At 63.2% G+C, this 10,895-nt stretch carries 7 protein-coding genes; all 7 read right to left on the bottom strand.

What is annotated here, in order from left to right; all coding sequences use genetic code 11:
• Nucleotides 1-1,701, bottom strand: a 1,701-nt coding sequence (locus tag VK98_RS18010) for an ImcF-related family protein (protein WP_048415330.1), incomplete at its 3' end; no start/stop codon positions are given.
• Entirely contained in the window at nucleotides 1,685-2,908 is a 1,224-nt protein-coding gene (locus VK98_RS18005) for a hypothetical protein (protein WP_048415329.1), read from the bottom strand. The genes VK98_RS18005 and VK98_RS18010, both read right to left, overlap by 17 nt.
• A 77-nt stretch (nucleotides 2,909-2,985) precedes the next feature.
• A complete protein-coding gene (locus VK98_RS18000) occupies nucleotides 2,986-4,047 on the bottom strand; it encodes a hypothetical protein (RefSeq protein ID WP_048415328.1) in 1,062 nt (353 codons plus the stop codon).
• Nucleotides 4,048-4,111: 64 nt separating this feature from the next.
• Nucleotides 4,112-5,176, bottom strand: a complete 1,065-nt coding sequence (locus VK98_RS17995; protein WP_048415327.1) for a hypothetical protein — start codon at nucleotides 5,174-5,176, stop codon at nucleotides 4,112-4,114.
• A complete protein-coding gene (locus VK98_RS17990) occupies nucleotides 5,173-6,021 on the bottom strand; it encodes a hypothetical protein (protein WP_048415326.1) in 849 nt (282 codons plus the stop codon). The genes VK98_RS17995 and VK98_RS17990 overlap by 4 nt, the downstream gene beginning before the upstream one ends.
• Before the next feature lie 2 nt (nucleotides 6,022-6,023).
• Nucleotides 6,024-8,555 carry a type VI secretion system Vgr family protein gene (locus tag VK98_RS17985; RefSeq protein ID WP_082159118.1) on the bottom strand — a complete coding sequence of 844 codons (2,532 nt, stop codon included), beginning with the start codon at nucleotides 8,553-8,555 and terminating at the stop codon, nucleotides 6,024-6,026.
• A gap of 310 nt (nucleotides 8,556-8,865) precedes the next feature.
• The gene (locus tag VK98_RS17980; RefSeq protein WP_048415325.1) at nucleotides 8,866-10,461 is read right to left on the bottom strand and encodes an ABC transporter substrate-binding protein; all 1,596 of its coding nucleotides are present in this window, start codon (nucleotides 10,459-10,461) and stop codon (nucleotides 8,866-8,868) included.
• Nucleotides 10,462-10,895 lie beyond the last annotated feature (434 nt).

Raw genomic sequence — 10,895 nt, 5'->3', positions numbered from 1 at the left:
CAGCGTCTGCGGCGGATACTTGGCCTGGGCTTCCGCCAGGATCTGCTGGTAGCGGGCGTCGTCGGCCTGCTGGCGGCCCAGCTGGCCGATCAAGGTCTGGCGGCTGGCCTGCGCCAAAGCCGGATCGGCGGGGATGCGCCAGCCGGGCTGGCCGGCCAGCCGTTCGGCGTAGAACTGGGCCATCGCGCGCAGCAGCGCCGGGGAGAAGGCGCCGTCGTCGCGGGCCGCCAGCTGGGCGGCGAGGAAGGCCGGTTCGGCGCGCGCCGGCTGGTCCAGGGTCAGATAGGCTTTCAGCGCCTGATAGCCCTGTTCGGTGCGGGCCGGATCGGTGGCCAGCTCGGCGCTGGGGGTCTGGTTCAGCGCCTGCAATTGCCGCGCCCAGTGGCTGTGGGCCGGCGCAATCATCGCCTGGCCGATGGCGCGGGCGTAGTGCGGGCGCAGCCGTTCCAGCAAGGCGGCGTCGCGGTTCAGGCCGAAGCGGGCGGACCACGGCGCGCCGTGCCGCTGGCGGGCCTCCAGCTTCTCCAGCAGCCGTTGCAGCTGGAGCGCGCTGTTCAGGGTGGCGGTTTTAGGCTGGGCGTCGATGGCGGCCTGGGCCTCGGCGATCAGGCCGTGGTTCTGATAGGCGGACGCCAGCATGCCGGCCAGCCAGAACAGGCACAGCGCGCCGATGAGTCCGGCCAGCCGGCGTTGCCAGAGGCTGCTGCGGCGGCGCGGGGCGAAGGCGAAACCCTGGCTGACCGCGCCGCTCCACAGCCGGACGTCGGCCGGCCAGGTGGCCAGCGCCAGCGCGGTGAAGGCGGGAGCTGTGCCCAGGCCGCCGCGCCAGCGCTGCCAGGCCTCGGCCAGCGCCGCGGCTTCGCGTTCCAGCCACTGGGCGCAACGCAGCAGAAAGGGCTGGGCCACGTTGTTCTGGTGAGTGGGAATGCCGCGCAGGGCCAGCCGGTCGGCCCAGGCCTTGGCCTGGGTGGCCCAGTCGTCGGCGTTGGCGGGCAGCGCCGGCAAGGGCCAGCCGGCGATGCCGGGGCCGGCGTTGTCGGGCGCGCGCTGGCATAGGGTGATGGGCAGGGTCCAGCCGCTGGCGATGGCCAATTGCTCGGTGCGCTCGGCCAGCGCGGCGGCGTCGCCGGCTTGGGGCAGCAGGGCGATGACGGCGTCGGCGGGCGCTTGCCAGCGTCCGCGCAGCCGGCGCCAGCCGCCGGGAGGCGGGGCGGCGGAGGCGTCGATCAACACCATGCCGTCGGTTTCCAGCCAGGGCTGTTTGGCCAGCGCCGGTGCCGCCTGGCGGACGGCCTCGAGCGCGCCGCAGAGCAGCAGCCAGTGCGGTCGCTGTTTGGCCGGGCGCTCGCGCCAGCGTTGGGCCACGAGCTGAAACGCCGCGCCCCAGTCCGAGGCGGGGACGTCGGAGGGGCTGGCGCTTTGGCGCGCCTGGCGATGCGGCAGCCAGCGGCGTTGCGTCAACCAGTTGGCCAGGGAGGCAAAGGCGTCGCTGAGCGCCAGCAGCAGCACGCAGCACAGCGCAATGCCGCAGATCACCCAGGGTAGCTGACCGTTGGCGGACAGGCCCAGGCGTTCATCCAGCAGCAGGACCATGATGATGAGCAATAACGCAATGAGCAGCACCATGGCCCAGTTCCAGCGCAGGCGCAGCTTGCCGAATACTAGGTTGGGCAAGGGCGGGCGTTTAAGCTTGGGCGGCATGTCCGCTCTCCTTGTAGACGAGGCCCAGCATGGCGTGCTCGCCGTGCCGGGTCAGAAAGCCTTGCGGGGTGTCGGGGCCGGCGGCTTGCCAGGCCAGTAGCAGCGCTAGCCATTCCGCCGCCACGCCCGCGTGGCCAAGCTGGCGGTCTATCGATACGACGGCGGCTTGGGGCTGTTGCCGGATCAGTGCGGAAGCCCAGGGCGCATCGTCATGCTGGCCGGTGGCCGACCAGAGCGCGGCCAGCTGTTCCGGCTCGCAGTCGCCAAATAGCTGGGCCTCGGCCAGCACCGCGTCGGCGGCGCGGTTCTGGCTGCCCACTGGCCGGTGGAGCCGGTCCTCGCCCTCGCCCTGAGGCCAGGCCAGCAATAAGGCGCATACCGCCTCGGCGCTGTTCGCTGGCGGGCGTTCGTAAAACTGGGCGGCGATGATCAGCCGCGCGTCTTGGTAGTGTTTGGGGTCGGTTTGATCCAGCCATTGGTCCAGCCGCGCCATGCCGTCGGCGGCGACCAGGGTTTCCGACGCCGGGGCTGGCTGGACTTCGCGCCACGCCGATTGCTGTCGCCAGAGCGCCATGACATCAACGGCCACGCCGTCGGTGTCGATCTGCAATTCAACGTGCAAGGGCCATTTGGCCGGCAGTGCGCGCAGCGCCGGATGCAGTGATGACAAGGCTTTGCTTAGCGCTGCCTTGACCCGCCTCGCCATGCGCGCCTCAGGCGTGGCCTGCCAGTCCTGGGTGTCTTTGTCGGGGAGGTGGGTGTGGCGCGTCACCTCGTCGCGGCGGCCGTGTACCGGTAAGGACGCCAGTAAGGGCTGGGGCGCCTGGATGCTGCTCAGGGTCTGCGCCAGATCGCCGGCCGCGCTCCAGGCGATGCCGTGCAACAGCGACAGCGGTTGTTGGCCAAACTGGGTATTGTTCTGCTCCACCTCCTGGCGCGCCTGCTCCTCCATGTAAATCTGATTGCGCCAGTTTTCGAGATCACGCATGCGTAGCGTGAACAGCAACAGGTAGATGACGAAGGGCAGGCCCAGCAAACAGGTCCAGAAGCGCCAGCCGCTGGCTGGGGCGTCCGCTGGCCACAGGTAAAGCGTCAGTCCCGCGCCGCAGCCCATCACCAGCAGCAGGATCAACAGCCAGACCCAGAAGCGCGGCGCTTCGCCCAGCTCGTAATCGGGAGCGCGCAGGCTTTCAAGATCAACCGGCATGACGCCTCCTTAGCGGCGTCGCCGCGACGATGCAGACCATGATCAGGTGGCGAGCCAGGCGTTCGAGGCGGCAGTGGTCAATCATCGTCTTGGTCCTGTGGCCGGGGCGGCACCCACTCGCCGCCGCGTTGGCCCACGCTACGGTCGAACTTTTGTGCCCACTCCACCTTGCGGCCGTTCTCGATGTCGTAGCCCCAGCGCTTGAGGTAGTTACCGTCCTTGTCGTAGCTGGTCCAGTTTTCGCCGGTCGTGACGAAGGTGATTAGCGTGGCGCGATAGACCTGGCCATCGGCCACCCACAGTTCGATGTGGCGCTTGTCTTCCAGCGCATCCAGTTCCGGGCGTGGAAAACCGGCGCTGTTGTCGGGGAGGACGCTGAGCAGATAGCGGCCATCGGTCTTGATGCCGAGGACTTTAAGGGGGATGTCGGCGGTGAAGGGTTCGGTTTTGGCTTGGTAGATGGCTTCATGATCGGGCTTTTCTCTAACCCCTTGTTCGGTGTAGCTATCCAGCCAAGTACGCTTACTGCCATCCGTTTTGACGTAGAAGCCTCGCAGTTCTTTGAGTTGGCCATTGTTAGGCCAGTAGCTGTAGTAGGTTGCTCCAGTTCGTATCCGATTTACTTTCTCTGCGGAACGAATTCTGGCGACATAGATGTCGGCCTTGAGATAGGCCGGTTCACGTAAAGCCTGTTCTACCGTCAGTAGTCGATTGATCTGATCGTCCGCATCAAGGCCGAAGAAATAGGTGCCGTTGACTTTAATGCCGAAACGGGCGTAATCGATGGGACCGGTATATGGCTCACGCTTCCTGACATCCGCGCTACGGAGAGTGATTTTATGGTCACGATTGATCTTCATTATCGCTGCTGTACTGTCACCTTCTTCAGTTTTGTTACCCACTTCAGCAGCTTCTGGAGTCAGGACTTCCCCATCGAAATAATCTGAGGAAAACACCCTAGGGGCGTGCCTGACGTAGTACTCCGTGTCGGGGATGAGGGTCTTACCGTTGCTGTCGATGTTTTGCGGGATTGCCATGATGAACGCCTTTGTCAGAATGCCTTGCGAAATGGGAAAGCCGGCCAGGGCTGATACCACCAACAGCGCGAGGCCAATGAGGAATGCCAGGAACAAGTTCAAGCCGGAAGGCCGCCATCGCTTCCTGTCGGATTCTTTGTTTGGCATGGGCCGAGTGGGCATGGCTTCAGTTATCTTCTGCATCTTGCGGCCGGGGCGGCACCCATTCGCCGCCCCGTTGACCCACGCTACGGTCGAACTTTTGTGCCCACTCCACCTTGCGGCCGTTCTCGATGTCGTAGCCGTTACGCCGTTCTAAATTGCCTTTGTCGTTGTAGAAGGTCCATTTCTCGCCAGTGACGACATAGGTGGTCAGCGTTGCGCGATAGACCTGGCCATCTTTTACCCAGAGTTCGATGTGATGCTGGTCTGCCAGCGCATCGAGTTCTGGGCGGGGGAAGCCGGCGCTGCCATCGGGTAGGACGCTGAGCAGGTAACGGCCATCAGTCTTGATGCCGAGGATTTCAAGGGGGGTGTGGATGGAGAAGGGCATCGCTCGGATTTGGTAGTCAACGGTGTGAATAGTGTTTTCCACTCCTTGCTCAGTAAAGGCAGCAAGCCAAGCGCGTTTGCGGCCCGTTGGCCAAATTCGAAATCCTTTGTTCTCTTTGAGTGAGTCGCTGGACTCCCAGTAATTCATCTGGGATCGCCCCATGATAGTCCGGGTGACTTTTTCTGCTGAACGGACCTCGGCAACAAAGATGTCAGCCTTGATGTAGACCGGCTCCAATAGCGCCTGCTCTACGCTCAGCCGCCGGTTGATCTGACCATCCGCATCCAGGCCGAAGAAATAGATGCCGTTGACCTTGATGCCGAAGCGCTCATAGTCGATGGGGCCGGTATAGGGTTCCCGTTCTGAATTGCGGCTTTGTCGATAAGCGATTTTTTGGTTTTGATTAATGGCAATCTGGGCAACGCCATCTCTGAGTTCCGCTGCTTCAAAACCCAGAACTTCTCCTACGAAGTAATCCGTGGAAAAGGTCCGGGGACTTTCACGCACGTAGTAGGGGGTATTGACGTGCAGGCGCTCGCCATTGAGGTCGGTGGTGTAGTTGAGGCTCATGGGGAGTATCCAGTTAAATAGTTGTTGGGCGAGCGGGGTGTGATGGACTTGGTAGATGAACAGCGCCATAGGCAGCAGCAACATGAGCAGCAGCACGCCGATCAGCGAGGCTTTTTGCCAAGTCTTCATAGCCAGTTCCGTCGCTTCAATTCGTCGCGCGTCATCGTAGTGCGCTCTACCAGCGTGTCGGCATAGTCGGGCTTGTTAAGCCGGCGTGCGGCGCTGGTAGTGGTGGCGACGATGACGCCGGGGCCACCGAAGACCGTGCCCTTAGCGGCCTCCTTCAGCACCAGGCCGCGCAGCTTGTCGAAGTGGGGGTCGATGTCGGCGTTGAGCAATTCCAGATCAATCAGCTGGCAGTCGTGCAGCAAGCGCCAGATGAAGGTGTGGCAGTTGTTTTCGCCAAAGCCGTCCAGCCGATAACTCCAGCGGCCGCCATATTGTTTTGTGTAAGCGGCGGCAAAGGCGCGGATTTCGTCTATCACCGCCGCCTCCGAGCGTTGGTCGGTCAAGCCCAGGTAGAGCGGCTGGACACTGCGGGCGTCCGGGTTGCCGTGGTTCGGGTCGTAAGGGTAGGGTTTATTGCCGATACCACGGCCGGCTAGGAGGTCATACTTCTGGGGGTCGTTAGCCAGTTCATCAGCTTGACGCCGTTCCTTGGAGTCGCCATTGATGCAGCCCTCGACATCCCACATCGCGCTGAGTTGGTCCTTTGTGCTTTTCATGCCTTTGATGTTCGCCGCCGGATACCAGCCGTAACTTTCCGTGGTGTTGGGATCGTTGTGGTCAATTTCCACCCAGTAGTGGCCTGGGGATTTTTCCTGCACAGCCCCGCCCTTATGGGTGATGCCCTTGCCCCAGAACGGAATGCGCTTGAGGCGGACGCGGCTAAGTTGGCGCGGGAAATGGATGGCTGTGTAGCTGGCCAGGCTGGCGGCCTGGGTCACGCCTTCGCCGGTAATCCAAAAGTCCATGTTTATTCTCCTTGTGGCTCAAACACGATCTTGAGTTGGGATTTGGCGTAGCTGCTTTTGATGGTTTGGGTTTTGCCGCTGCCGTCCGTCTGGCCGCGATGGGTGACGCCGTCTGGTTCGGTGATGGTGTAGGGCATGCCGGCGTGCGGCTTGCCGGAGGAGGGGTTGCTGAGGGTGAAATAGTGATCGCGCGGCTCCACCACCTTGGCGCTGGGGAAGTCGTAAGCCGGGGTGGGCATGGAGGCCGGGCCAGGGGCGCTTAGCGACGCGCCGTGCAGCTTGATGTCGCCACGGGTGCCGGCTTCCACCTTGCAGCTGTCCAGCGTCAGATAGGAGCCGCCGCATTGCAGGGTCAGTTTCTTGTTGGCGGCGATGATGATTTCGTCGCCGCTGCTGATGATGCGGATCTGCTTCAGCGCGGCCAGTTCGATGTCGTCCTGCTGCGCCTGGATTTCGACCTTGCCTTGCGCGGCGATCAGCTTGGCTCCTAGCCGGTGCGCAAACAGGCTGAGGGCTTCGCCGGCCGCCACGGTGAAGCGCTTGATTGCGCCGATATCGGCATGACCGCCTGCGGTGGCGATCAGGTTGCCGCCGGCCGCCAGTTGCAGGTGCTGGCCGCTGCTGAGGCCGATGCCGTCCGGCGCGTGGGCGAGCAGCGCGGACTTTTGCAGGTCGCTGAGCCGATCCGCCATCAGTTGCCGCTGTTGTTCGATGTCGGCGGCCAGCGCCCGCGCCTGGGCGGCCATGTCGGCCAGGGTTTGCATATTGCTCAGCGCGTTGTCCAGGTCCGCTTGTGCCGCCTGCATGTCGAGCTGCTTGCCGCCGGCCTTGGGTTGGTCGTCGGTGGTGATGAACAGCCCTTTGGTGGCGCGCAATGCGCCCCAGCCGTCGGTCCTGAGTTCGAAGCCTTGGCCGCGCGGCGCGCGCTGGCCGTTGACCAGATGGCCGAGGTTGAGTTGGCTCTTGTCGAACTCGGTGGCCAGCTTGATGTGTTCCTCGCCCTTGCGGTCTTCCAGCCGCAGCTTGTTGTTGGCCCAGGTGCGGATCAGGTTGCGGCTGTCCCAGTACGCGCCGGGGTTGCTGTCGGTGAGTTCGGAGTTGTGCAGGCAGCCGCTGATATAGGGCCGGTCCACGTCGCCCAGCACAAAGCTGACCAGCACTTCGGTGCCTTGGTGCAGCGGGAAGTGCTGGCCGTATTCCGGGCCGGCGTAGGGCCGGGCCAGGCGTAAGGGGCGGCTGTCGCCGCCGGGCGACCATTCGTCCAGGTCGAAGGGCATGCGCACGCAGTAGCGGCCTTGCAGGTCTATCGCGCCGTAATGGGTTTTTTCCGGGGCGACCACTCGGGCCGGCAGCGCGCCGGCGATGTTCGGCGCCGGGGTGAATAATTCCTGGCGATAGGGCCGGTCGGCGGGCGTGGCGCTGAAGGCGTTGCGGTAGGCGTCGCGGCGGCCGCCCTGGTGCTGGACCGAGATCAGCAGCCAGCCGTCCGGGGCCGGAGCCAGCGTCGGGCCGTCGTGCTTGAAGATCTGGCCGGGGGCGAAGGCTTGCAGGCAGTTGCCGTCGCCGGCGGCGACCCACTGGCGGCAGTGTTCGCGCTGCTGGGCGATCCGCACCGCGCGCAGCCCTTGCGCCGGGTCTTTGTAGTGTTCGCCCCACAGGTAATCGACGCCGCGCGCGCCGGGGGTGTTGTCGGCCGGGCCGCCCTGGCTGAGCAGGCGGGTGTCGGCGCTGCGGTAGTTGTAGTCGTTGCGCTGGATTTGCGCGCGGATGGGCTGGGCGGCCAGTTCGAAGCGGCTCAGGGTTTCCTCGTTGTCGGCCATGCCGGCCTGGGGCCGGAGCTTGAGCTTGACGCCGCCCTGGGGCGGCTGGGCGGGATCGCGGCCGGTGCGGACGTAGGCGTCGACATCGTCGCCGAAGACGATGGTTTCCCAGGCGGCGCTGTCCGCTTCGGTGACCAGGTAGTAGTAGAGGCCGGCTTTTTCGGCGAGGCGGTGGATGAAGTCGAGGTCGGACTCCTGGTACTGGGTCACGTATTCCAGCTTGGGATAGGCCTCGCCGCCCTGGCTGAAGGCCGGGCGCAGCTTCCAGGTGATTTCGTGGCCGCGATAGTCGTGGCGGCGCAGCACGGCTTCAATGATCTCCGGCACGGATTGGTGCTGGAAGATGCGGGAGTAGCGGCCTTCGCCCAGGCGGGCGAGCCGGGATTCGATGCGCAGCTCGTACAGCGCTTCGTCGCGGCTGGCGCTGAGGCGGCGAGCGTGACTGACCACGCCGCGCCAGCGGCGCAATAGCTGTGGTGGAGTCTCTGGAAACAGGGCGGCGTCCGGGTGGGGGCCGTGGATGGAGAACAGCGCGTAGCGGTCCAGCAGGGAGACGAGGTTGATGTCTTGCCGGGCGGAAGTGACGCGGATGTCGGCGGCGAAGGGCCGGCCCAGGGTTTCGTGCAATGTGAAATCAATGACGTCGATCTCAAAACCTGCCACAGCTAATATTTTTAAACTGTAATGGTTTGATGGTTGACTATTCAAAGGCATGTCAATTCCTTTTTAAGCAGTCATTTAATATTCAAAGTATGTCAATGGCGATTCAGCCATGTTTAAGCGAGGGTGTGAATCAGGAAAAGTCTGAAAATGACGGGAAATGTTTGAACTAAATCAAATGCGGCTCATTGAATGAACCCTGACGGGTTTGTTGGCTTGCTCTATAAAATAAATTAATTGATTATTTGTTTTATGAGGAAAAGTGAAGTGGGCTGCTTGGGGTTGAAACGGCTTGAGCCTGGACCTGCGAGGGGAGTAGAAACAAAGCGGGCGCCGCAAAGCGACGCCCGCTTGGGAGAAAGGTTTATTTGACGCTGACGCCGCTGAACTCGTAATCGCCGAAGGGGCTGATCTTGAAGCCGCTCACCTCCTTGCGCATCGGCTGGTTGACGATGGAGTGGGCGATGGTGGTCCACGGCAGGTCGCGTTTGAAGATGGTTTGCGCCTGCGAATACAGTTTGGCGCGTTCGGCCTGGTCGTTCAGGGTGCGGGCCTTGACCACCAGCGCGTCGAACTCCTTGCTGCAGTAACGCGAGTAGTTGGAGCCGTTCACCGCCTCGCAGCTGAGCAGCACGCCGAGGAAGTTGTCCGGGCTGGCGTAGTCGCCGGTCCAGCCCATCAGGCCGGCGTCGTGCTCGCCGCGCTTCATCCGTTTCAGGTATTCGCCCCATTCATAGGACACGATCTTGGCCTTGACGCCGATCTTGGCCCAGTCCGACTGGATCATTTCTGCCATCAGCTTGGCGTTGGGGTTGTACGGCCGTTGCACCGGCATCGCCCACAAGCTCAGTTCGAAGCCGTTGGGGTAGCCGGCCTTGGCCAGCAGCGCCTTGGCGGCGGCCACATTGTAGGGCGCGTTCTTCAGGCTCTTGTTGTAGGACCACAGCGAGGACGGGAAGGGGTTGCTGGCGGCCTGGCCCTGGCCCTGGTAGACCGCGTCTATGATGGCCTGGCGGTTGATGGCCATGTCCAGCGCCTGGCGCACCTCGCGTTTTTGCAGTTGCGGCTTGTCCATATTGTAGCTGAGGTAGCCGATGTTGAAGCCGGGCGCGGTCAGCATCTTCAGCTTGGGGTCCGCCTTCATCACCGCCAGATCGCTGGGGCGCGGGTAGGACATGATCTGGCATTCGCCGGCCTTCATTTTCTGGTAGCGCACCGAAGGGTCGGTGGCGATGGCGAACACCAGATTGTCCACCTTCACCGCGCCCTTGTCCCAGTACGCCTTGTTGCCGGCGTAGCGGATCTGCGCGTCCTTCTGGTAGCGCTTGAAGATGAAGGGGCCGGTGCCCACCGGCTTCTGGTTGATGTCGGCGGCGCGGCCGGCCTTGAGCAACTGATCGGCGTACTCGGCGGACAGGATGGAGGCGAAGGGCATGGCGATCTTGATCGCCAGGTCTGCGTCCGGCGCCTTCAGCACGAAGCGCACCGTCTGCGCGTCCACTTTCTCCACCGCGCTGACGTTGCTGGCCAGGCCGGTGTCCACCGCGTAGGGGAATTCCGCGTTGTAGGCTTTGCGGAAGGGGTGGTTCTTGTCGAACATGCGCATGAAGGTGAACACCACGTCGTCGGCGTTGAAGTCGCGCGTCGGCTTGAAGTAGTCGGTGGTGTGGAACTTCACGCCCTGGCGCAGCTTGAAGGTGTAGACCTTGCCGTCGGGCGAGGCGCTCCAGGAAGTGGCCAGGCCGGGAATGGCCTTGGTCGAACCCTTCTCAAAGCCCACCAGGCGGTCGAACAGCGCGTGGCCGGCGGCGTCGAAGGTGGTGCCGGAGGTGAACTGGGCGGAGTCGAAGCCGTCCGGGCTGGCTTCGGAACAGTAGACCAGGGTGCCGGCGGCCTGGGCGGACGCGGCGAAAGCGGCGCAGCAGGCTGCGGCCAACAATTGCGCTTGGATCGTTTTCATTTCTATTTCCCTATTTGCAGAGCGATGAAGGGCGGCGTGCGCCGGCTTCAACAGTGCTTGGCGGGCCCTTGTGGGCTTTATTTGTCCATCTGTCCAATCCCCGCCTTGCGGCGGGCCGGCATGCGCACGGAATGAGCGTTTGACGCCGGGCCAAGCGCCGGGGGCGGGAAATGGAAGACCCTGCCAGCATATAGATTGTTCGCCCGGCGTCAATCGTGCGCTGCGGCGCAGCCGCGTCCGCATTCGCAATCCGCGCTGACGCCGCCGCCGGTTCATTTTAAAAATGACATTTAAAAACAGTTATTTGTGTCAGTTTTCAGGCGTTTCTGCGGCGCGGCGCCAGGCATAAGATAGGGAGGCCTGCAAAAGGGCGTTTTTGTTTTCTCTGTAAAGCCAAGGAGAGCCAAATGCAAGCCAGCACGCAAGAAGCGGTG

The sequence above is a fragment of the Chromobacterium sp. LK11 genome (genome assembly GCF_001043705.1).
GTDB lineage: Bacteria > Pseudomonadota > Gammaproteobacteria > Burkholderiales > Chromobacteriaceae > Chromobacterium > Chromobacterium alkanivorans.
This window is presented reverse-complemented; position numbering and strand designations above follow the sequence as displayed.

Excerpts from the sequence above, each read along its gene's own strand:
- VK98_RS18005 (WP_048415329.1), bottom strand. The coding sequence starts at position 2,908 with ATGCCGGTTGATCTTGAAAGCCTGCGCGCTCCCGATTACGAGCTGGGC.
- VK98_RS17990 (WP_048415326.1), bottom strand. The coding sequence starts at position 6,021 with ATGGACTTTTGGATTACCGGCGAAGGCGTGACCCAGGCCGCCAGCCTG.
- VK98_RS17985 (WP_082159118.1), bottom strand. The coding sequence starts at position 8,555 with ATGCCTTTGAATAGTCAACCATCAAACCATTACAGTTTAAAAATATTA.
- VK98_RS17980 (WP_048415325.1), bottom strand. The coding sequence starts at position 10,461 with ATGAAAACGATCCAAGCGCAATTGTTGGCCGCAGCCTGCTGCGCCGCT.
- VK98_RS17995 (WP_048415327.1), bottom strand. The coding sequence starts at position 5,176 with ATGAAGACTTGGCAAAAAGCCTCGCTGATCGGCGTGCTGCTGCTCATG.